This is a genomic window from Massilia sp. H6 (genome assembly GCF_024802625.1).
Taxonomy (GTDB): Bacteria; Pseudomonadota; Gammaproteobacteria; order Burkholderiales; family Burkholderiaceae_D; genus Telluria.
The window spans coordinates 380,901-403,667 of record NZ_CP103371.1; the positions used below are offsets into that span (position 1 = coordinate 380,901).

The 22,767-nt window shown below is 62.1% G+C and carries 18 protein-coding genes; 2 read left to right on the forward strand and 16 right to left on the reverse strand.

The genetic code is table 11. From position 1 onward, the window contains the following. Positions 1 to 8 precede the first annotated feature (8 nt). The 16 genes from NRS07_RS01705 to NRS07_RS01780 form a co-directional block, all read right to left on the reverse strand. Positions 9 to 1,469 (reverse strand): MOP flippase family protein, encoded by a 1,461-nt coding sequence (locus NRS07_RS01705; protein WP_259210599.1) that lies wholly within the window; start codon positions 1,467 to 1,469, stop codon positions 9 to 11. A 21-nt stretch (positions 1,470 to 1,490) separates the two neighbouring features. After that, entirely contained in the window at positions 1,491 to 2,732 is a 1,242-nt protein-coding gene (locus NRS07_RS01710; protein ID WP_259210600.1) for a glycosyltransferase, read from the reverse strand. 86 nt (positions 2,733 to 2,818) lie between these two features. Next, on the reverse strand, positions 2,819 to 3,766 hold the full coding sequence (locus NRS07_RS01715; protein ID WP_259210602.1) for a polysaccharide deacetylase family protein: 948 nt from the start codon (positions 3,764 to 3,766) through the stop codon (positions 2,819 to 2,821). Positions 3,767 to 3,804: 38 nt separating this feature from the next. Continuing rightward, positions 3,805 to 5,178 carry a putative O-glycosylation ligase, exosortase A system-associated gene (locus NRS07_RS01720; protein ID WP_259210603.1) on the reverse strand — a complete coding sequence of 458 codons (1,374 nt, stop codon included), beginning with the start codon at positions 5,176 to 5,178 and terminating at the stop codon, positions 3,805 to 3,807. Positions 5,179 to 5,305: 127 nt separating this feature from the next. Then, positions 5,306 to 6,496 (reverse strand): glycosyltransferase family 4 protein, encoded by a 1,191-nt coding sequence (locus tag NRS07_RS01725; RefSeq protein ID WP_259210604.1) that lies wholly within the window; start codon positions 6,494 to 6,496, stop codon positions 5,306 to 5,308. Continuing rightward, positions 6,493 to 7,707: a TIGR04063 family PEP-CTERM/XrtA system glycosyltransferase gene (locus tag NRS07_RS01730; protein ID WP_259210605.1), complete on the reverse strand. Its 1,215-nt coding sequence runs from the start codon at positions 7,705 to 7,707 to the stop codon at positions 6,493 to 6,495. The genes NRS07_RS01725 and NRS07_RS01730 overlap by 4 nt, the downstream gene beginning before the upstream one ends. A gap of 41 nt (positions 7,708 to 7,748) precedes the next feature. After that, on the reverse strand, positions 7,749 to 9,704 hold the full coding sequence (locus tag NRS07_RS01735) for an XrtA/PEP-CTERM system amidotransferase (protein WP_259210606.1): 1,956 nt from the start codon (positions 9,702 to 9,704) through the stop codon (positions 7,749 to 7,751). Then, positions 9,692 to 10,891: a TIGR03088 family PEP-CTERM/XrtA system glycosyltransferase gene (locus tag NRS07_RS01740; protein WP_259210608.1), complete on the reverse strand. Its 1,200-nt coding sequence runs from the start codon at positions 10,889 to 10,891 to the stop codon at positions 9,692 to 9,694. Before NRS07_RS01740 ends, NRS07_RS01735 begins: the two co-directional genes overlap by 13 nt. A 1-nt stretch (position 10,892) precedes the next feature. After that, on the reverse strand, positions 10,893 to 12,440 hold the full coding sequence (gene xrtA / locus NRS07_RS01745) for an exosortase A (RefSeq protein ID WP_259210609.1): 1,548 nt from the start codon (positions 12,438 to 12,440) through the stop codon (positions 10,893 to 10,895). Then, complete coding sequence (locus tag NRS07_RS01750; RefSeq protein ID WP_259210611.1) at positions 12,431 to 13,624, reverse strand: TIGR03087 family PEP-CTERM/XrtA system glycosyltransferase; 1,194 nt, start codon at positions 13,622 to 13,624, stop codon at positions 12,431 to 12,433. The genes xrtA and NRS07_RS01750 overlap by 10 nt, the downstream gene beginning before the upstream one ends. Before the next feature lie 3 nt (positions 13,625 to 13,627). Beyond that, positions 13,628 to 14,725, reverse strand: coding sequence for a FemAB family XrtA/PEP-CTERM system-associated protein (locus NRS07_RS01755; RefSeq protein WP_259210613.1), 1,098 nt, complete (start codon positions 14,723 to 14,725; stop codon positions 13,628 to 13,630). 19 nt (positions 14,726 to 14,744) lie between these two features. Beyond that, positions 14,745 to 15,629 (reverse strand): XrtA system polysaccharide deacetylase, encoded by an 885-nt coding sequence (locus tag NRS07_RS01760; RefSeq protein ID WP_259210614.1) that lies wholly within the window; start codon positions 15,627 to 15,629, stop codon positions 14,745 to 14,747. After that, positions 15,626 to 16,657: an XrtA/PEP-CTERM system-associated ATPase gene (locus NRS07_RS01765; RefSeq protein ID WP_259210615.1), complete on the reverse strand. Its 1,032-nt coding sequence runs from the start codon at positions 16,655 to 16,657 to the stop codon at positions 15,626 to 15,628. The genes NRS07_RS01760 and NRS07_RS01765 overlap by 4 nt, the downstream gene beginning before the upstream one ends. A gap of 14 nt (positions 16,658 to 16,671) precedes the next feature. Next, entirely contained in the window at positions 16,672 to 18,264 is a 1,593-nt protein-coding gene (locus NRS07_RS01770; RefSeq protein ID WP_259210618.1) for a TIGR03016 family PEP-CTERM system-associated outer membrane protein, read from the reverse strand. Beyond that, entirely contained in the window at positions 18,245 to 19,225 is a 981-nt protein-coding gene (locus tag NRS07_RS01775; RefSeq protein ID WP_259210621.1) for an XrtA-associated tyrosine autokinase, read from the reverse strand. The genes NRS07_RS01770 and NRS07_RS01775 overlap by 20 nt, the downstream gene beginning before the upstream one ends. Positions 19,226 to 19,244: 19 nt before the next feature. Beyond that, positions 19,245 to 20,771: an XrtA system polysaccharide chain length determinant gene (locus NRS07_RS01780; protein ID WP_259210622.1), complete on the reverse strand. Its 1,527-nt coding sequence runs from the start codon at positions 20,769 to 20,771 to the stop codon at positions 19,245 to 19,247. A 303-nt stretch (positions 20,772 to 21,074) separates the two neighbouring features. Between NRS07_RS01780 and NRS07_RS01785 the strand changes: the two genes are divergently transcribed. Further along, on the forward strand, positions 21,075 to 21,941 hold the full coding sequence (locus NRS07_RS01785) for a serine protease (protein ID WP_259210624.1): 867 nt from the start codon (positions 21,075 to 21,077) through the stop codon (positions 21,939 to 21,941). A 148-nt stretch (positions 21,942 to 22,089) separates the two neighbouring features. After that, positions 22,090 to 22,692, forward strand: a complete 603-nt coding sequence (locus NRS07_RS01790) for an XrtA/PEP-CTERM system exopolysaccharide export protein (protein WP_373889850.1) — start codon at positions 22,090 to 22,092, stop codon at positions 22,690 to 22,692. Positions 22,693 to 22,767: the final 75 nt, after the last annotated feature.

Consider the following 22,767-nt stretch of genomic DNA (forward strand, 5'->3'; position numbering starts at 1 on the left):
GTTATAGGTCAGGAAAGGCCAGCCGCTGCGGGCTTGCGTAAGCCCGAGAACGCAAGCAGCTCCTGCAGCATGGCGCGGTTCAGGAACCAGGTACATGCCAGGTAGCCGGCGCCGCCAGCAGCTGCGAGCACGCCCAGCATGCCCGCATGACCGATGCGCCCGGTCAGCAGCAAATCGAGGGCGGCAACCAGAGCAAACATCAAGGCAGTGCATGCAAAGGTTGGCGCTAATGCGCGTAGCAGGCTCCCGACTTCCAGTCCGATCAAGCGGAAAGGAATTTTCAGGTTGGGATACAGCAGCAGCAAAGAGGTGAGGGTGAAGCCGGCGGCCACACCGAGGATGCCCCATTTCAGGCCTGCCGCAAGACCGCCCAAGATAATCAGATTCGACAACATTCCCCAGCGCAGTTGCAGGCCTGTGTGGCCGGTGGCCATATAGATCGACCCGGTCGTTGTCAGCACCGAACGGATGGCGGCGAGCGGCGCGAACATGGCCAGCAGTGGGATTACTGGCGCCCATGCCGCACCGAAGACGGCGAAGACGAAGTGCTCGCGCACCGCCAATAAACCAAACATCATCGGAAAAGTCACGAATGCGATGGTGCCGGCCACACGCAGGAAGGCCTGGCGGAAGCGCGGCAGATCTTCCTGAGCTTTTGCATAATAGGGCATCATGACCCGGCCGAAAACGGCTGAAATGGCCTGCATAGGGAAGGTCATCAGCTTATACGCAAGATCGTACAGGCCGAGCGCTTCAGTGCCGAGGAAGCGACCGATCAGCAGATTGTCCAGGTTTTGGGCGAAGTAATAGAAAATATTGTAGCCGGCCAAGTTCAGGCTGTAACCTGTGATACCCCGGATTTCAGTCCAGTTGAAAACCAGTTGCGGACGCCACCGGCTGGCAATCCAGGTCAGCGACGTACCCAGCGCGGCGTTGGCGATGACCTGGTACACGAGACTCCAAACTCCGTGCCCCAGCAGCGCGGCGCCGATCCCGATCGCATACGACAGCACCGAGGTTGCCAGCTCTACTTTGGCCAGGCGCTCGAATGCCATCTCGCGGGTCAGGAGCGACACGTGCACGATCGACAGGGACGACAAAAGGAAGGACACCGCCATGACGGCAACGATCGGCTGTACCCGCGGTTCCTGATACAGCGCCGCTACCAGCGGCGACAGCGCCAGCATCAGGATGGTCATCCCCAGTCCAAAGCCGCAATTGAGCCAGAACACACTCGAGAGCAATCCAGGCCGCGCCTCTTTTTCACGTACCAGCGCTGCCCCCGTCCCGAGGTCCTTGAAAATGTCGACGAAACCGAGCATGACGCCGGCCATGGCCACCAACCCGAAATCATCGGGCGCCAGCAAGCGCGCGAATACAATGTTCGCGACTAGGCCCAGCACGCGCCGGCCCATGGTGGAGACCGACGTCCACTTCACACCTGTAACGACAGCTTCCTTTGACGTCATGTTATGCCGATTGTATTTCTGTCAAACGCACGCGGCGTCAAAGATTTTTGCTAGCTCACTTGCACGATGTTGACGCGACGAGGACAGAATTAGCTCATCGCTGGCAATCAGGGCGCTACCGGTGCATATTTTTTCGATAAACGACTTCAAAACTGGAACAATTGCTTCCACTCGGTCCATATTGGCAATGTCGATAAAGCCGGCTGCGCCGAGCACCCGCGCCGTCTCGCCAGCCGGATCTAGTAGTCCAAGGATCGGTTTGCGTGCGCGGAAGTACTCGTAAATCTTGGCCGGTATCTGGGTATTAAACGGTGTACCTTGGAACACGATTAATCCGTCCGCAGCCAGCATTTCATGCAGTGCATCTCGGTAAGGGACTGGCGGGGCCAATTCCACAATGTCTTCGACGCCGTATTTTCGTACATACGAATCGATCTCGTCCATTGCTCCAGGCGCGCGCAGAATTATGCGTAATCGCGTTGCGTCGGTCGCGCCCTGCTGCTTTAGGTGGGCAACGGCCTGGAGAAAGGCGGACGGGTCGCGGCCAGTCTGATACAGAACGCCACTATGCACCAAGGTGATCTTGCCTGTTGGAGCGGCGGAAGTCGGAGAGTCGGCCCGTGTGCCGAATCCATCCTCGTCGTAACCGTTTTCAATCACGGTGAATTTGGACGGCGGTAGGTGCGGAAAGCGCGTGCGGTAGGACTCCATCGCGCTGTGAGTAGTAAATACTGCCACATTGCAGCGAGTAATAGCTTGGTGCTCGATCCACCTGTAAAGATTGCGTTGCAATTTCGAAGTTGGATACGATTTTTGCAGCATGGGGTCGCGAAAGTCAGCTACCCATGGCAATCCGGTCAAGCGGTGAAGTGTTAGCGCGATTAGGTGTGCAGTCGAGATCGGAAAGGTCGACCAGATCACTTGCGGTTTGTGCTTGCGAATTAGCGATAGGCCGGCCGGGACTGCGCCCAACCACCACGACACCCAGCGGTCCGGTAAGGCCACTGCTTCCGGATAACGGCCTTTAATCCCCATGTGATGCTTTGCATCGAGCGCGAAGGCGCGCTTGACTACTAACTGCGGCGGCACGCTGGCCAGTTGCGTGGTGTTCTGCGTGCTGTAGGCGCGCGGGTGCGCAGAGAGTACCAGCGGTTCCCAGCCATGATTGCCGAGATGTTTAGAGAAGCTTAAAGTTCGCTGGATGCCGCTGCTCGCCGCCTGCGGCGGAAAATGAAAAGCAATCAGGAGCGCGCGTTTACTCATATTCGTATCCATATTTGGGGCAAGAAGGCCCGATTTTTTCGCAGTCGACACTGCAGGCTGTTCGATGCATGTTGGGTCTGCGTGCATTAGGGTGGGGACTGTGTCAACCAACGTAGCAGTCTAAATCCGAATAAAAAGGGCGACGAATCCCACGGGCGGCTGCGCGGTAATTGGAACCGGTTCTGATCGCGGGTAATTGCGCCGACCGCCGTTGTAAAGGCAGCACTGAAGCCAGCCTCGCGCACCATGTCAACATGACGCATGTCGAAATCCTTGCCGATCTTCCCGTTCGGATAGGCGAACAGGCGCACCGGTTTGCCCAGGATCGCCTCCAGTTCCTCCTTACCGCCGCGGATTTCAAAACGCGCGTCGCCATCATCCAAGCTGGTGAGAATCGGGTGCGAAATGGTGTGTGCGCCGATTTCGACTCCCTTTCGATCGAGGTTGACAACCATGTCCTGGCGTAGCATCAAGCCATGCGCTAGACCTTCGCCGACCAAGGCTTCAAGTCGTTCGATTAGACCCACGCGCGCTTTGGGCGGCAGGTACTTCGATGCCTCGGTCAGTTCGTCCAGTGTGGTTTTGCGGTCATCCAAGCTGCGCAGGGAATACGCGCCAAGACCGACGTCGGACAGGTCGAGTTGCCCTGGCGGTAGGCTCTGTACCGCCTCAATTATGCGATCGTTCCACATATTCCGTTCGCCGATGTAGCCGCTGGTGACGAATACGGTGGCCGGTAGTCCGAATTCCTGGAGAATAGGAAGAGCCAAGTCGTGCACTGAACGGTAGCCATCGTCAAAAGTGATGCAGATCGCGCGTGGTGGCAACTGGCCGGCATCGAGAGCAGCTAACGCGTCGTGCAGCGGTAGTACATTGAAACAGTCGGCCAGTAAGCGCATCTGCCAGCGAAATGTTGCAACGTCTGGTTCCGACTCAAGCATCGGGTCGGGCGCTTCGAGAATACGGTGGTAATTGACTACGCACAGACGGTTCTCGCGGCTGAGGAGCGCGATTGCTTCTCCAGTATTACGCAAGACGCTTCGTGTGAAACTCGAGTATGGGCGATTGACTGTCATGACGTTGCTGCCGTTTCTGCGGTGCGTCGCGTTACCGCCTCAGTCGTTGCCGACGACTCGTCCACATGCTGTTGGGAGCGGACTGCACGGAGGACGCGTGATTCGAGAACGATCAGCAGTGCGATGATCGCAAAGACTAGTTCGAAATATGCCAAGCTGAGCGCTGCCCCGCCAAGCGCAAACGTAAATAAGCTTAGTTGCAGCATAGTTGCGAGCGAACCGACCCATTTGAGACAGCCCTCCGACTTGACATCGCGCGCTATGCGACCTGCTTTAAGAAATGCACCTCCAAGGAAGGTGAGATATATCGCAAGTCCTGCGAAACCCTGGTCGCCTAAAACCTGAAAATAAATGCTGTGCGCGGCACGCCCGACGTCGGTGTGGGGTAACGCGTCGCCAGTGTAGAACCATTCATATGAGAAAAAATCTCGCGACAGTTCAGCCCAGACCGGGAAGTATTCGAGCGATTTAAAACCGCCGCCAAAAAACGGATTTTGAACCGCGAGGATGAAGCTAAGCTTCCAAGCCACTACGCGCCCCATGAAAGAAGCGTCACCATCGACTGATTCGATGGTGTCCATGCGCGACATCCACTCGTCCGACACGAAATACGACAGACCTAGGGCCAGGACGCTGACCAGGAGCAGGATAGGAATCTTGCGGTCGGTTTTAAGGAAAAGATAGGCGCCAAAACCCGTCAGCGCGATAAAGCCGCCGCGCGACTGGGTGCCCACAACCGCAGTCACCAGAAGACACATGGTACCTAGCAGCGCGACGGCTACCACGCGCGAGCGATTGCGATACTCACCCAACAGGTAGTAACAGATTGGCAGCGTCATCACGAAAGCGAGCGACAACTCGTTGCGGTCGCCCAACACGTGGCCATGCATACCTGCGATCTTGTGGCCGCCGCCGCTGGCGATGAACTTGAGCGCTTCGAGGTTACCGTAGAAGCCGACTGACAATACCACGCACCACAAGATGAATTCGATATGCAGCTTCTTTTCGACGATCAGAAGGACGAACAGGAATAGCATCATCACTTTTGCGAAGCGGCTCCAGATATCCCAGGACACCTCGGGCGACGCCAAAGTCATCGCGGTCGAGGCGGTTGTCCACAGAAAGAACAGCAGCACCATTGCCCCCAGGCCGCCAAGGTGTAGCTTTGGTTTGTGTTTTTGTGCCATGTAACACAGCACTGTTACACCTGTAAATAGCAGGTTATAGCGGATGTTAGAAGCCATGCCATACACCCAGCCGTTGGGAAAAAACAAGGCGGTCCATATCCATAAGCCGAGCCCGATGAAAGGCCGCTTGGTCATCGCATACAGCAGGAAGGGCAATATCGCCAAGAGGAACAGGTCACGCATGGGTTAGTTCCTGCCTATCTTTTTTTTCTTGTTCCGACGTTTCCTCAATGCGCCATCCTGTTGCAGCGCCCAGCGGCATAGGAACACGACGGCAACCAAATCGACCATCCATAAAATTGTTTCCATCCTACTTCCGCGTCGGTAAGGCCATTGACGGCTGGCGCACGCGCCGGTTGGTTACATCGTTGAACACGCGGATTTGTCCACCTGTCGTGTCGTCCCAGCTAAAACCTTCGGCATAGCGACGTGTTGCCGCGCGGTCTGGGTAGGCGGCGCGCAGGGCATTTACCGCATCGGCCACGCCCTGTGGACTACGCTCGGCCATCAGGATGCCGGCTTCCGGCGCGGCCACGACCTCGGGCGTGCCGTACACGCGACTGGCTACCACCGGGGTGCCGCAGGCCATCGATTCGAGCAGCACATTGGCCCAGCCTTCTCGGCTGGACGCCAGCACCAGTGCATCGGCGGCGCCGTAGTGGGCGCGTAATTCTGCTTGCGGGACCGCACCCAGGAAAATGGTACGGTCAGCGACCTTCAGTTCGCGCGCCAGGTTTTCCAGCATGGCGCGATTCGGGCCGTCGCCGGCTACTGTCAAACGCACGCCCGGCAACAGCGGCAGCGCGCCGATGATCAGCTCCTGTGCCTTGACCGCTACCAGGTGGCCGACGGTGAGCAAGGTGAATCCCTGGCTTGGGGTGCGCGGCGTGGGCTGGAACAATTCCAGATCGACGCCATTGCGCAACGAGGTCACGCGCTCGGCGTCGACACCGAGCGCAACCACTTCATCGCGCAATGCATCGCATACCGTGATCACTGCGTCGGCGCGGCGCGCCGCCCACCGGATCATGCGTCGCGGCAGCGGGTATTGCGGCAGCAGGGTGATGTCCGAGCCGCGCGCGGTGATCACGAGCGGTTTGTTGAAGTGGCGCGCGAGCATGGCTGCGGCGACGCCGTCTGGATAGAAATAGTGGGCATCGATCAGGTCGAAGTCGTAGCCTTCGTCGATCAGGCGCGCGATCGTTGGCTTGACCGCCTGCGCCAGTAGCAGCGGCGCCACGTTCATGCCGATTTTCGGCAGCACTGGATAGCGTGGATGCGCCACGCGCAGGCCGTGACGGGTTTCTTCGCGCGGCACGCGGGCCTGCCTGGCATACTGGCCAAAACGAGGATGGCTGGATGGGAACCACGGCACTGGCGCTACCACCCGCGCCTGGACCCGGCCGCTCGCGACCAGGTGGCGAAGGCGCGTTTCTACGAAAATGCCGTGGCCGGGCTTCTCCGCATTCGGGAACAGCGTACTGAACGTCAGGATCTTCATGCAGTGATCGATCCGGTCAGGCGGCCGTAGACCTGCTTGTAGCGCGCCACGCTGACTGGCCAGTTGCGTTCGTTTTCGACGTATTCGCGTCCCGCCGCGCGCAGCGCCGGCCAGCGCTCCTGGGCGCCAAGCAGGGCACCGACCTTCTCGGCCAGCGAGACCGGGTCGTCGGCCTTGAACAATACGCCGGTCTTGCCGTCGGCGATCAGCTCCAGATGGCCGCCGACGTCGGAGGCGGCCAGGATGCGGCCCTGGGCCATTGCTTCGAGTGGCTTGAGCGGAGTGACCAGATCGGTCAGGCGCATCGACAGGCGTGGATAGACCAGCACGTCGAGCAGGTCATAGTATTTCTGCACCTGTTCGTGCGGCACGCGCCCGGTGAACACCACCTTGTTGGTGATGCCGAGGTCTTGCGCCAGCTGGCGCAGCTGGGCGTCCTGCGGACCGCCGCCGACCAACAGCACGCGCAAGTCGGGCAGGCCGGCGGCCAGCTGGGGCACTGCGCGCAGCAGGATGTCCAGGCCCTCATAGGCGTAGAACGAGCCGATGAAGCCGATCAGGCGCGTACCCTGCAGGCCCAATTTCGTCTTGAGCTCCTGGTCTGCGCTGCCGCCCACCGAGAACTTGTCGATGTCGACCGCATTCGGAATGACCGTCACCTTGTCGGCCGGGATGCCGCGCGCGACGATGTCGCGGCGCAGGCCTTCGCAGATCGTGGTCACGGCGTCGGCGCGCTTGAGCGCCCAGGTTTCCAGTGCGCGGGTGGCGCGGTAGCGCAGGCCGTTTTCGCTGCTGGTGCCGTGGTCGACCGCGGCGTCTTCCCAGAAGGCGCGTACTTCGTACACCACCGGGATGCCGAAGCGCTTGCCGGCACGCAGGGCGGCAATCGCGTTCAGGCTCGGCGAATGCGCGTGCAGCACGTCTGGTTTCACGTGCGGGATGATCTCGGCCAGGCGGCGCGTGAGGCCGTCGATGACTTCCTTCTGGTTCAGCACCGGCAGCTTGGCCAGCGCGCTTGTCGAAGCGGGGGTGCGGTAGAAGTGCAGGCCGTCGACGGTGTCTTCCAGCTGGTCGCCGGAATGCTGCTTGGAGCCGGTGACGTGAAAGGTTTCCCAGCCAAGCGCGCGCTGTTCGCGCAAGATCGAACGGGTGCGGAAGGTGTACCCGCTGTGCAGCGGGATCGAATGGTCGAGGACGTGGAGGACGCGCATGATTCTTGTGGTTCCGGTGACGCGGTGTGCGTTGTTCTATTTTAAGCGGTGGCGACGGCGCAGGCCGGAGCGGCGGCAGCGGCTGACGCGGCAGGTGCGGCGCCCGTGGCGCCGTTCTTGCGCAGGAATGCATCGAACATCAGCACCGACCATAAGGTCGTGCTGTGGTCCTTGGCGTTGGACTGGTGTTCGTCCACCATCTGCTTGAGAAAGGCGGCATTGAAGATGCCGGTATCGAGCAGGGCCGGATTGAGCACCGCGCGGCGCATCGATTCCGCCAGCGGGCCGCGCAGCCAGGCGGCGAGCGGGATCGAGAAGCCCTGCTTCTTGCGGTACAGGATGTCGTTCGTCAGGAAGGGCTCGAGTGCTTTCTTGAAGATGTACTTGCCTTCGCCGTTGCGCAGCTTCGAGCTCGACGGCAGGCCCGATACCCATTCGACGAACTTGTGGTCCAGCAGCGGCACCCGCACCTCCAGGGCATGCGCCATGCTGGCGCGGTCGACCTTGGTGAGTATGTCCCCCGGCAAATATGTCTTCATGTCGAGGTACTGGATCAGCGACAGCGGATCGTCGGTCGGCGCATTGGCTGCATAGCCGCGCATTACTTCAACCGCGCGGTAGCCCTGCAAGCGGGCCTTGAAGCCGCTGGAGAACAGCTCGCTGCGGATGCGGTCGTTGTTGATCGAGACACCGTGGAAATAGCCCTCGGTGAGGTCGCGCGCCAGCGATTCGAACGTGGTCTTGGCGCGGAACATGCGTGGCGCCCAATCAAGCTTTGGATAGGCCGCGCCAAGCACGCCGAAGATCGGCTTGCGCAGCGCCAGTGGCAGCATCGAGCGTACCCGGTTCTCACCCATCGCCATGCGGTGACGGCGGTAGCCAGCGAAGCTCTCGTCGCCGCCGTCGCCCGACAGCGCCACGGTAACGCGTTTGCGGGCCAGCTGGCAGACGCGGTAGGTCGGGATCGCCGAGCTGTCGGCATAGGGTTCGTCGTACAGCTCGGCCAGGGTGTCGAGCAGGCCGTAGTCGTCGGTGCCGACGGTCTCGCACTGATGGCGCGTCTTGTACTGCTCGGCTACCTGGCGCGCGTAATCGGATTCGTCAAAGGCCGGATCGTCGAAGGCGATCGAGCAGGTATTCACCGCGCCATCGGTCACGCCGGCCATCATCGCCACCACCGCGCTCGAGTCGACGCCGCCCGACAGGAAGGCGCCCAGCGGCACGTCGGAAATCAAGTGGCTCTGCACTGCCTCGCGCAGGCGATTGATCAGTTCTTCTTCCATGTCGCGCTCGGACATGGTGGCGTGCGGAGCAAACGGCACGTCCCAATATTGCTTTGATTTCGGCAGCGGCTGGCCAACGCGCAGCGTGAGCGTGTGGCCCGGCAGTAGCTTGAAGGCCGTGGTGAAAATGGTGCGCGGCTCCGGCACGTAGCCATAGGCGAAATAGTCTTCGACCGCGAGCGGGTCGATCTCGCGCTGGAGGGTGGGCAGCGAGAGCAGCGACTTGAGCTCTGAGCCGAAGGCAAACATACCATCAGGCAGGATGGCATAGTGCATTGGCTTGATGCCGATGCGGTCGCGCGCCAGGAACAGCGTTTGCTTGGGACGGTCCCAGATGGCGAAAGCGAACATGCCGCGCAGGTGGCCGACGCAATCTTCGCCCCACTGTTCGTAGGCGTGCACGATGGTTTCACTGTCCGACGGCGTGCGGAATGTGTGGCCCAGGCCTTGCAGCTCGGCGCGCAGTTCGCGGAAATTGTAGATCTCGCCATTAAATACCAGCGCGATGGTCTCGTCCTCGTTGAACAGCGGCTGCAGCCCGGCTTCAAGCGCAATGATCGACAACCGGCGGTGGCCGAAGCCCAGGCCCGGCTCGAGGTGCAGGTCGCCTTCCACCGGTCCGCGGTGGAACTGGGTTTCGTTCATACGATGCAGCAGGTCGCGGTCGATGGCGCGGTTGCCCTGCATGTCAAAAATTCCAACTATTCCGCACATGGTGTGATTGCCTTATTTGGTGTTCCTGGTGTTGTCTTGGCCGCGCACAGTTCGTCGTACAGAGCGACGTAGGCGGCCAGCATGGCGCGCATGCTGTAATGCTGTTCGACGCGGGCGCGTCCGGCGGCGCCGTGACGGCGCGCCAGCGCGCGGTCGCGCACATAAGGCGCGATCGCAGCCGCCATGGCCTGTGCATCGCCGGCCGGCACCAGGGCGCCGGCGGCGCTGCTGCTGCCAAGGTCGAGCAGGTCGGGAATGCCACCGACGGCGGTGGCCACCACCGGCAGCTCGCTGGCCATGGCTTCGAGCAGGGTCACCGGGGTGCCCTCGGCAATCGAGGACAGTGCAAACAGCGAGAAGCTGCGCATTACCGGCGCCACGTCGCTGCGCGCGCCGGCGAACCAGACGCTGTCTTGCAGGCCACTTGCGGTCACCTGCGTCTGGAGCTGCGTGCGCAGCGGGCCGTCGCCGACCAGCACCAGGCGCAGTCGCTCGTCCGGCAACAGGCGGCGCAAGGCCGCAAAGGCATCGATCAGGCAAGCCTGGTCCTTGACGTCCTGCAGGCGGCCGACAGTGCCGATAATGAAAGCATCGGGATCATCCTGCCAGGCCTCGGTCGTCACCGGACCATGTGCCTGGAAACGTTCGGTGTCGACGCCATTGTCGATCAGTTGCAGCTTGCGCGCAGGGATGCGCACGACCTGTTCCAGCCAGCCGCGCAAATCGCGCGAGACCGGCACGTAACGGTCAATGAAGGGCGTGACCAGGCGACGCAGTAAATTGTGCTTCGGGTTGACACCCAGCGGGTCGCGCGCGTCGCGGCCATGCTCGGCATGCACGCGCACCGGTACCCCGGCCGCCCAGGCGGTGGCGGCGTACTCGATGGTGCCGAGATTATACGTGTGCAAGATTGCAGGGCCGAGGCGCCGCAGCAGCTTGAACAGGCTGGCGTGGATGCCGAGCGCGAGCCCTGCCGGCTTGTGCAGGGCAAACAGCGCGACGTCCGGGCGCGAGATGCGCGCCGCGAAATCGGTGTAGTCGGTCAGGCAGATCACTGCGTGGCGATAGCGCCCTGGAGGCATGCGGTTGATCGTATCGACCAGCAGCGTTTCCAGGCCCCCGATATCGAGCCGGTAGATCAGGTGCGCAACCAGCGGTGGCTGTGCGGTATCCGGCACGGACCTCATTTCAGCGTCCACGCGCGGCAACCAGCGCGGCATCGACCGCAGCAAAATTACTATCCAGGAAAGCGCGCAGCGTGGCGCGTGCTGCGTCCGGATTGTCTCCGGCCGGGGTGGCGATCGCCACCAGGGCGCCGTCGTCGCCGCGGAACTGCAGCTTGCCCTGGGCCTGGCGCAGCTTGCCGGCCACGTTGCTCGACAGGTAATGACCGTCCACCCACATCACATGCCACACCACCAGCGGCCCGCCCGGGCCGTCCAGTCGCGCCTCGCGCAGTGCCAGTCGGTGCCCGCCTGCCTCTTCGGTAAGCAGCGACGATCCAGTCTCATGCCAGTTGCTCTTTTCGCCCGCCAGACGGTTGACGGAGCTGATCAGGCCTTTTTGCTTGCTCTGGTTGCGGTAGTACAGCAGCTGCAGCTGTACCGGTTGGCCGGAAGGCGCACGATAGACGCGCTCGAGGCGGGCATCCGGCTCCATGTAGTCGACCTTCCAGGCGGGGAAGGACTGGGCCGGCGGCAGGGCCACGGCCGGTTCGGCCAGTGCGACTGCCTGCGGATTGTGGTTGGCGCGGTCGTTGAGAAGCGCAAATGCCGGCCATACCGCCGCCAGCGCCACCACTGCCACGGCCATCGGAACCAAACTGACAGGGCGCAACGCGACATCCTGCGCGGAGGTGGCAGTTTGCGCGGCCGCCGGCAGCGGCAGGTCATCCTCGCGCCAGAAGCTGCCGATCCAGAACATGATGAACATGATCACGCCGAAAAACAGCCATCCGTAGACCAGGTGGTCGACGCCGGTCGCCAGCGTCATGCCGCTGGTGTGGCCGATCATGACGATGCCGTAGGCGCGCAGCCAGTTGGCGACGATCGGCACCAGGATCGCCAGGCCGATGAACATGGCGCGCTTGAGGTTCGAGCGGTAGGTGAGGTAGGCGTACAGGCAGCCGAGCGTGATCGACGAGATCAGGTAGCGAATACCGCTGCAGGCCTCGACCACCGACCAGCTGCCGGTGGGCAGTTCGAAACGGGTGCCGTTGCGCAGCACCGGGATGCCGGTGGCCTGCACCGCCCACACCGTGAAGTCGGCGGTGTACTCGATCAGCGGGTTGACGAAGACCTCGCCGAACGGCACCGCGAACAGCAGGAACAGCAATGGGAAGGTAAATTTCGACGCCAGGCGCGGCCCGAGCAGGGTCAGTGCGGCAATCGGGAACATGGCCACGAAGGCGTATTGCATTACCACTTGCACATCGCCCATGCGCCCGGCCAGCCAGGCGGCGCCGGCCCCAAGCAGCAGCACCAGCCCCGGACGCCACGGCTGCGCCGGCAGCTGCCCGAAGCAGGCGCGCTGGCGCCAGATCAAGGCCAGGCTGATCGGCAGGATGATGTAACCGTGGGCAAAGGTCTCGGAACTGTTCCAGACCGACACCATCGAGGCGGCGGTGGCGAAATACAGCAGGAAGGGCGCCAGCAGTGCCAGCGCCAAAGGGATCATGCTGGCGCGCGCCAGCGGAACGGGCGTGTGAATCACGCCGGGTGGAGGTGTCAGATGCATTCGAGTCGCTCTCCGATGCAGGCCAGGTTGCTCGGCCAGCTATAGTTGCGTTCGACCCTGGCGCGCGCGGCCAGGCCGATTTCATTGCTGCTGCGTGCCAACAGGGCGGCGACTGCGTCGGCAAAGCCGGCGGCGTCCTGCGCCAGCACCAGCTCCAGGCCGGGCTCGGCATCGATGCCTTCGAGGGCCTGAGGCGAGACCACTACCGGGGTGGCCATTGCCATCGCCTCGAGCACCTTGTTCTGGATGCCACGAGCGATGCGCAGCGGCGCCACGGCCGCCTGCGCGTACGCGATATAGGGGCGCACGTCGGGCACGGTGCCGGTGACGACGATGTTCGGCTGCTTGGCCAGTTCCAGCACCGCGGGCGCAGGGCGCGCGCCGACGATATAAAAGCGCAGGTCGGAAAAGCTGGCGCGCAGCAGCGGCATCACGTCGTCGGCGAACCACTGCACCGCATCCACGTTCGGCCAGTAGTCCATGGCGCCGGTAAAGACAATGGCGCGTTCGCCGGCGGCGAATGGGCTGGGGCCCACCGCCTCGGGAGAGAAGTAGTCGGTATCGACGCCGTTACTGAAAAAGCCGATCTTGGCATCGCTTTCCGGCGCCAGCTGGCGGAACAGGTCTGCTTCGGGGCCTGATACGAACAGCGAGGCATCGTAGTTGCGCGCCACCTGACGCTCGTATGCGAGCAGCTGGCGCGCCTCGTGGCGGTACAGCCAGCTCATTGGCCAGGATTTCTTGTCGGCGTACTGGCGCCATTTGTCGGAGTCGACGTCGCAGAAGTCGACCACGCGGCGCGCGCGTGGATACTTGTCGGCGTATTGCGCCATCGCCGACGAGAATACCAGCACGCGCTCGATGCCATGCGCGGCGACGGTATCGTCGACCCAGCGCTGCATGCCGGCGTCGCGGTAGTAGTCGAGCGAGAGCGAGCGGTTGGTGGCCAGCGCCTTGAGGCTGCGCACGCGCGCCAGCAAGGGATTGAGACTGGCAAAATGGCTGCTCGCGCACAGCTTTTCCACGGTCGGCACGTGCTGCCAGTCGTCGGCATCGTCGACAAAAGTCGCCAGGTGCACGCGGTAGTCGCGCGCCAGGTGCTTGAGCAGGTGGTAAGAACGGATCTTGTCGCCCTTGTTGGGCGGGTAGGGGATCCGGTGGATCAGCAGGAGCAGGTCTTCCACGGCTTATCCCAGGTTGCGCACGATATACGGGCCAAGGAAGTTCGCCACCGGCAGCGGCAGTTTCTTCCACATCTTGATGAACAGCTGGTACTTCGGGTTCAGCGGATTGTTGTCCGGCAGCGCACTCGATGCGTACAGCTTGTACTCGTAGGGGAGAGGTTCGGCAGTGAAGCCCCAGTTCTTCTTGAAATCGTAGGCGCCGGTACCGAGCTTGCTGCGGCCGTAATCGAAGACGCGGCAGCCGCGGGCGCTTGCTGCCTGCATCAGGTTCCAGTACATGAAATCGTTGCCGGCCACTTCGCGCGCCAGGTCCATGCCGCCGCCGTAGTAGGGCACGACTTCGTCGCGCCAGTAGAACGACAGCACCGAGGCGACCAGGCGGTCGTCGGCGGTGTAGATAGAGCGCACTTCGCATTCGTCGCCGAAGACCTGCTGCAGCTTGGCGAAGTATTTCTTCGGAAACACCGGTGTTCCCAGGCGCAGCACGCTGTTGGCATAGGCCTCGAACATGTTGTCGACATGGTTCTCGACCACGCCTTTCAATCCAAGCTTGATCCCCTTGCGCACCATGGCGCGCTGCTTGCGCGGGATGGCGTTCAGGTTGGCCTCGTCGTCTGCCGAGATCTCCTTGCGGAAGGTGACGTACAGTTCCTTGGTGTGCCAGCTGTCGTCGCCGGGGTGGGCGCGCTGCATGCCGCGGTACTCGAGGTGGCCGACGTTCAATTCGCGCGCCAGCTTGTCGGCCGCTTCGTCGAGCAGGGCCCGGGCGCCATCATCGAGCGCGGCGACGCCGCCGTACACGCAGAAGGGCATTGCACCGAGCGAGTGGCCGAACAGGCGGCTCTTGATCTCGGCCAGTGGCAGCACGCCCTGGATCTGGCCGTCTTGCTGGACGTAATAGAACCAGGTCTTGATGCCGAACGATTCCTCGATCACCTTCTGCCAGCCCGACAGATGGAAGAAGGTCGCATTCGGGCAGGCACGCACGAAGGCGTCCCAGCGGGGAGCATCCTGCGCTTGCAGCAGGTGCAAGGTCTGGGGGCCGGTGGCCAGCAGCGGGGCGGCGCGTTTGGCCTGCGCGGCTTCGATGATCGAGTTCATGGTGCGGTGTGCCTAACTTTTATTTCTGTTCCAGGAAGATGCGGTCCATGCGGTCCCACGCGAAATCGCGCGCCAGCTGTTCGAGCCGGCCTTCCATGCGTTCGATATTGACGTAATGGCGGAAGCGCGACTTGGCGTCCAGCCCTTCAGGGCGCGGCTGGCCCGGATCGAGTTCCCACGGGTGGAAGTAGAACAGCGCTGGCTGGCCGTCTTCGCGGTTTACCTTGCGCATCATCCAGCGCGACAGCGCGTAGGGCAGCAGGCGGAAATAGCCGCCGCCGCCGGCCGGCAGGTTGCGGCCGAACATGTTGACGGTAGTGACTGGCACTTCCAGCAGGCCATCGGGTCCGTGCGGGTAGAAGGCGAAGCGCGGCGCGTCGGGCATGCCGTAATGGTCATGTGCGATCGGGTAGATGCTCGAGCTGTAGCGGTAGCCGGCGTCGTGCAGCGCCTCCAGCGCCCACAGGTTGGCGTGGCCGATCGAGAAGCTCGGCGCGCGGTAACCCAGCACGGCCTGGCCGCCGATGTCTTCGAGCAGCGCCTTGGCCGAGCGGATATCGTTGCTGAATTCGGCCTGGGTCTGGTCGGATGCACGCAGGTGGCCGTAGCCGTGGCTGGCCAGTTCGTGGCCGGCGGCGACGATGTTCTTCACCATTTGCGGGTAGCGCTCGGCGATCCAGCCAAGGGTGAAGAAGGTCGCGCGCACGCCGTGGCGCTCGTAGATGGCCAGGATGCGTTCGATATTGGCCTCGACCCGGCATTCGCGCGCCGGCCAGCTGGCGCGATCGATGTAGGGGGCAAAGGCCGAGACCTGGAAGTAATCCTCGACGTCGCAGGTCATGGCGTTCTTGATGCGCTCACCTGGGGCAGGAGCCTGGCGCGCGACCGGTTCGTAGGGTTTCATTCCTGGTTATCCGTGTGCTGGGCCGGCGCGCCCTGGGGCGTGGCGACGATTTTCTTCAGGATCGACAGTACCGAGACGATCGATTTCTCGAGCCGCATCATGCGCTCGTCGAGCAGTTCCACGCTGGCGCGGCGGTCTCCCCCGCGGTTGTCCGTGGCGCGCAGGCCGGGTTCCAGCATCGCCATCGGGTCGGCCTCGCCGCCGGCATCGGGCAGTTCGTATTCTTCCGAGATGTCGCGCACCACTTCGCCGATGTCGGCTTCGGTGAAGGCGTGCATTTCTTCCAGGTAGCCCATCAGCAGAACGCGGTCCATCAGCGTGTTGGTCTTGCGCGGAATACCGCCGCTGTAGGCAAACACCGCCGCGTGGGCGCCATCATCAAAAGCGGGGTCGCCCTGCCAGCCGACGGTGGCCAGGCGGTGCTCGACATAGGCGCGGGTTTCCTGCGCATCCATCGGGCCCAGGTGGTAGCTGGCAATCACGCGCTGGCGCAACTGCTGCATGCCGGGGCTGTGCAGGGTGGTGCGAAATTCGGGCTGGCCGAGCAGGAAGGTCTGCAGCAGCGAACGCTCGTCGGTCTGGAAGTTCGACAGCATGCGCAGTTCTTCTACGGTGCGCGCGTTCAGGTTCTGGGCTTCGTCGATCAGGAGCAGGGCGCGCTTGCCCTGGCGATCGACGCTGCGCAGGAACTGCTCGAGGCGGTTGAGCAGCTCGGCCTTACTGGCGCCTTCGTACGGCAGGCCGAAGTTCGATACCACCATGCGCAGCGTGTCTTCCGGGTCGAGGCTGGTGTTGACGATATGGGCCGCGACGATCTGGTCGAGCGGGATCTTGTTGAGCAGGTTGCGCACCAAGGTGGTTTTGCCTGCGCCGACTTCGCCGGTAATGACGATGAAGCCCTCGCCCTGCGACATGCCGTACTCGAGGTAGGCCATGGCGCGCTTGTGGCCCTTGCTGCCAAAGAAGAAGTGGGGGTCCGGGCGCAGCTGGAACGGCTTGGCGGACAGTCCGTAATAGGTTTCGTACATCGTGTTCGTCCCGTCTAGAGCTTCATGGAAAGGGTCGCCGCGATGGCGTTTTCGGTGTAGTCACGCCCCGATGCCTGCTGGAACCCGACACCGGCACCGCCGCTACGGCGGCGCAGTTCCAGCCGACCCACGAGGTGGCGGCCGAGTTTGCTGTCCAGGCCGACGCGCACGAGGCGCTGGCGATCTTCGAGACCGGTGGTGAGCGATTCGCTCAGGCTGTAGGATGCGCCAGCGACCAGGCTCGAGCGAGGGCTCAGGTTATAGGTGTAGGTCGCGCTGACGCCAAGCTGGCGCACATTGTCGTTGAGGGAAGCAAGCTGGCTGCCCAGCAGTTCGCTGTCGCTTTCCTGGCTAGACAGGGCCGTGCGTTCACTGCCGTACAGGCTCATGACGCTGCTGCTGCGCGACCACTTGAATGCAGCCGATGCCTGCAGCAGTTTCTGGCGCATGTAGCGATTGCTCAGGTAGTTGACGTTGTTAGCCAGGCTCGGCGGCAAGCCGGTTTGCTGGATATACGCGGCCACTGCTTGCGCGCGCAGCACGGGATCGGGAATGGTCGTGCTGAAAAGACCGTCGAGCAGCCCCGCCGTATCGAGTGCAGAAGGAAGGGTGAACTGCGAGCGCGAGTTGGTGATCGTATCGCCATAGTCGACGCTCCACACGGTGCGCCGGCTGCGCAGGCTCGCGGCGAACGAGCCGGTGGTGCCGTAGAAATGGCGGCCGATCGAAGCCTGCACGTTGGTGCGCTGCGACGGCGTCCATGCAAAGCCGGTCGACCAGCTGCGCCCGGCGGTTCTTCCGCCCAGGGCCTGGTAGTCGTAGCGGTCATAGCCGGCCGATGCCGTCAGTGCGAATTTCCGGTTCAGGCGATAGCGCAGGTTGGTATTGAGGTTTTCGACCGAGGACTGTCCGGCCAGCTCGTTGTCCTGGTCCTGGTGCAGGTAGCTCAGTCCCCAGCCAAGCGAGCGTAGCTCAGGATTGCTGCTCAGGTTCAGCGAGACGGTGTCGGACGTACTGTTGCCGAACTGGGTCCGCTGGTCGCTCTCGACGGAGTCGCGGGTATAGCGCAGGACCGCACTTGCCTGGCGCCCGAAGCGCTGCACCAGATAGGGGCTGATGCTCCAGGTCTTGATCTCGGTATTGTTCAGCGTGGAATACGGATTATTGATGGCCCGCGGACCGAAGGCCGACACGTTTTGCTGGCTGGAGCTGGCGCTGGCGTCGAGGAACAGGACATCTTCGGCGAGGATGCCTTGCAAGCGAGCGGCATACCTGGCCTGGTGGTCGTTGCGCGCGCGTAAGGAGTCGCTGTCACTGTAGAAAAACTGGCGCCATGAACCCGACGCTGCCGCTTTCAGGCGGCGGTTGTTGACCGCCAGGCTGAACGCAGGCGTGACTTCGGATACCAGCTGGGTACGCGCCCGTTCGTCCGGCTGCAGGTCGACGTTGTCGGTCCAGGTTTCCGTAATGTCGAGCGACGGAGCAAAGCGCCATTCGGCCAGGCTGGCGGGCGAGACGAGCATGGCCGCCATTGCCGCTGCGAGCGGGGCCAGGCGTGGCAGCCTGCTGCGCAAGCTGCGGGTATGCTTATCCGTAATGGTAGTCATACGTCTCTTCAATGCCGGGGATATCCCTGGTCTTGTTGTAGATCAGGTTGACGTTGGCGCAGCCTTCCAGTTGGTGCAGCGCTTCCTTGACCGCATGCTGGGTTGTGGTCTGGGATTCGACCACGACCACGATCTGGCCCATGTGCGAGGCCAGCACGCGCGCTTCGCTGGTGAGCAGCAGCGGCGGCGAATCGAAGATGACGATCCGGTCCGGGTAGCGGTGGGCGATTTCTTTCACCAGGTTCGTCATGGTCGAACTGGCCAGCAATTCGGTTGCGCGCGGCGTGCTGGTGCCGGCGGCCAGGATGCTCAGGGTGTCGACGTTGGTACGCAGCAGTACCTCGGACATGTCGAGTTTGTCGTCGATGAGCAGGTCCATCAGGCCGCGCTGGGCCGGCAGGCCAAGCGTGCGCAAGACCGATGGGCGCGCCACGTCGGCATCCACCAGCAAGACGGTGTGATCGAGTTCCATGGCGATGCTCATCGCCAGGTTGATCGCGCAATAGGTCTTGCCCTCGCCCGGCAGCGAGCTGGTGAGCATGATCAGGTTGCCCGGATTGTCGCCCTTGGCAGCTGCGCTGAACGCGCGCTTGAGCAGCGGACGCTTGATGATGCGGAAGTCTTCGAGCAGGCTGGTGCGACCGCCCGCGGCCGTGACCATGCCCAGCTCGCGCATTTTGGCCAGGTCAAGTTCCACTTTCTGGGTCGACTGGCGTGCGGTCGTGGCTGCCCCGGCAGGGGTGGGGGGGGGCGAGGCTGGTGCAGCCGCCTGAACGGAGGGCGCGGTAGCCGGCGCGGTAGCCGACGCGGTAGCCGACGCGGTAGCCGACGCGGTAGCCGGCGCGGCAGCCACGACGGGGTCGTTGAAGTCGACCTCGGCTGGGGCTTGCAGTGGGGCCGGTGCAGGCGCTTGGCCGCGCTCCTGGTCGATGCGGCGGGCCGCTTTTTCGATAATGCTCACAGTTGCTCCTAGAGATCGTTTACAGGCCGGCCGGTCGGACCATGATTGCCGTGACGCCTGCCCCATACAGGACCAGCAGCAGCAAGATAGCGGCCCCCAGCGCGTAAAGACGGCGCTTGCGAAGGACGGTCTGTTCGCCGGTCCAGTTCATGCTGATCGATCCCAGGATCGGCAGCCCGGTCGTCTCGCGCAGGCTGGCCTGGCTGAGGAAGGTCGGACGCAGCTGGCTCATGAGGAAGGCGGCAGCCAGGCCGGCACCCAGCGCAGCGATGAAGACGGCCGAGAACAGGCGCAGGCGGTTCGGACCGGACGGCAGCAGCGGCGCGGTCGGTGGGTCGATGACGCGGAATGTCAGCATATCGGTTGCCGACGACAGGTCGCCGGAAAGCTTGGCCGATTCGCGGCGCTCCACCAGTTTCTGGTAGTTGTCGCGGTTGACTTCGTAGTCGCGGTTCAGCTGGGCCAGCTGGGCTTCGACTTCCGGAGCGACCGCGCTCTGGGTGCGCAGGCGCGCTACGCGGGTGTTGTATTCAGACACGCGGGCTTGGAGCGACGCCACGCGTGCTTCGGCTTCCGAAAGTGCAACATTAAGCTGCTGGAACATCGGGCTATAGCCGGCGCCCGGGTCGGCGCTGCGCTTGCGGTTCTTTGCCTCATCCTGCTTGCGCGCGAGCAGTTGTTGCAGCAGGCGCGTGTTGGCGACGATGTCCGGGTGGGCTTCGGTGTACTGCGTGCGCAGGGTATCGAGTGTCTTGTTTACTGCGGCAATACGTTCGTCGACTTCCGGATTGCTGATGACAGGCGCAACGTCGCCGGGCTGCGATTTGCCCGAAATCTGGCGCTTGATCGCATTGCGGGCCTGCTCGGCCTCGGCCAGCTCAAGGCGGGCCGAACTGAGCGCTTCGCTGGTCGCGAGCATGCGCGAACCAAAGTCGGCGCCTTCGGCCGGCAGCATGCCAACATTGCTAATCTTGAATTCTTTTAATCGGTTCTCGGCCGCTGCCAGCTTCTCTTCATAGTTGCGGATCTGGTCGTCGATGAACTGGACCGCCTTGTCAGAGTCTTGCTTCTTGCCGGCACCGCCCTCGACGAAGATTGTCAGGAGCGACTGCACCACGTCCTTGCCCAGCTTTGGATTCGGAGCGGTGTAGCTGATCGTGTAGATGTCGTCGCGCTCGGTACCCGCAATCCTGATCTGCGACATCAACTCGTCGACCATTTCGTCGTGTTCCTTGCTGTTGCTGGCCTTGACATCGAGGTCGACCATGCGCATGACGCGCTCGACGTTCGGACGGCTGATCAGTGTGCTGCGCATGAACAGTACCTGCTGTTCGATGTTCGGCAGCGTGGTCATGCCGGAGAGCAGGGGCTTGAGGATGCTCTGGGTGTCGACATAGACACGGGCAGAGGTTTCATACTGGTTCGGAAGCTTCAGCACCACAGCCCAGCCAACAATGGCAACGACCCAGGTGATAAAGACCGCATGCCAGCGGTATTTTCCGATAGCCTTCAGGAATGTCAGGATTACGGCTGTGATTTCTGCCATGTTGTGGATCTCGCCATAAAGGGCGCGCGAAAGCGCAAGCCCATCAATCAATAAATAGTGTGATGATCGCTTGTTGACTGAGCAATTGCAATTGCGGTTCGGAAAAATAACCGCATGACGTGCCGAAACCGAGGACGCATGCAACACAATTCCAAGCGACAACACGAAATTGTGAAATGTTTGCGCATTTTAGCAGCTGATGATTGCAAAGTTGCAACATCACTCAAGGGGAAATGTGTACCCGAATCAACTTGATCGAGGGTTTTCCAGCGTTAGTGCGCATCTTACACAACGAGTATTGCTTTGAATCAAAAGATGTATTTTAATGTTGCGAGTGCAAAAGAGGCCACACAATTGATTTCTATACAAAATGGCAGCCTGTCTTCCCATCCACGCGACCTGCCATTGCGCTTGGCAGCCCCATTGCTAGCCTGGCTGTTATCTGCGGGCATGTCACAGGCTGTTGCCCAGGATCTGACGCGTACCGTAGTCCGGATCAAGCCATCAGTGATCGGCGTGGGCACCATGCTCAAGACCCGCCAGCCGGCAGTGGTGTTTGTCGGCACCGGTTTCGCCGTTGGTGACGGCTTGAGCATTATTACAAATGCCCATGTGATACCGGACAAACTTGATGCAGGGCGCACGGAGGAGCTCGGCATTGTGACGGGCAGCGGGGCCGATTCGGTCAGCTTCCGTCCTGCGCGCCTGGTCGGACTCGACAGGGAGCATGATCTCGCTCATTTGCGCCTGTCTGGCACGCCGCTGGCGCCGCTGGCGCTGGCAGAAGAGGGAGCCGTTGCCGAGGGCCAGGATCTGGCCTTTACGGGCTATCCGCTGGGCATGCGCCTTGGGCTGCATGCTGCGACTCACCGGGCCCTGCTGGCCGCGATCACGCCCGTGGTGCGGCCTTCGCTAAGCTCGCGCCAGCTTGACGCCCGTGCCATCACGCAGTTGCAGCGGCGCCCGTTTGCTATCTATCAGCTGGACGGCACCGCCTATCCGGGCAACAGTGGCAGCCCTTTGTACGATCCGGCCAGCGGCGCCGTTGTCGGTGTGATCAATATGGTGTTCCTCAAGGGCCTGAAAGAGAGCGCGGTAACGAATCCCAGTGGTATCACATATGCCATCCCGGTACGCCATGTGCGTGAACTGTTGCAAAGATCCCAATGACCGCATTTCAGTTGTGCACAAGATTGTCACACTGCTATGGTATAAAATAACGCTCGACGCATGTGTACCGGCAGCGGCCCTTGGCCACCCAGCTGCGGCCCAGCCAACCAGGTAATTTTTGAATGTGAGCACGAAAATGATGCAAGTAATGAAACGCGCAGCAACGGCTGCCGCCATCGGATGCCTGGCTATCCTGGCCGGCTGCGCCACCCCGCCGACTCCCGTCGACACGACCCAGGCCATCAATCCGGAATACCTGATCGGCCCTGGCGACAGCATCAATATCATCGTCTGGCGCAACCCTGAAGTGTCGATGTCGGTGCCGGTACGTCCGGACGGCAAGATCACGACGCCGCTGGTTGAAGACTTGCCGGCTGCTGGCAAGACATCGACGCAGTTGGCGCGCGATATCGAAGGCGCGCTGGCCAAATTCATCCAGCAGCCTGTGGTGACCGTTGTCGTGACGAATTTCGTCGGCAACTATAGCGAGCAGATTCGCGTCATTGGCCAGGCTGCCAAGCCGCAGGCCCTGCCATACCGCAAGGATATGTCGCTGATGGACGTGCTGATTGCCGTGGGCGGCGTAACCGAATTTGCCTCGGGCAACCGGGCCAGCGTCATCCGCACGATCGACGGCAAGCAGCAGAAGATGCAGGTCCGTCTTGACGACTTGATCAAGGATGGCGACGTGTCGGCCAACATGATGATGCGCCCGGGCGACATCTTGGTGATCCCGGAAAGTTTTTTCTAATCTGCTGTCGAAATTTTTTACACAGCTCGATGCTTGTTGGCTAGACTCTATTAGTCCAGATCAGGAAATCCGTTG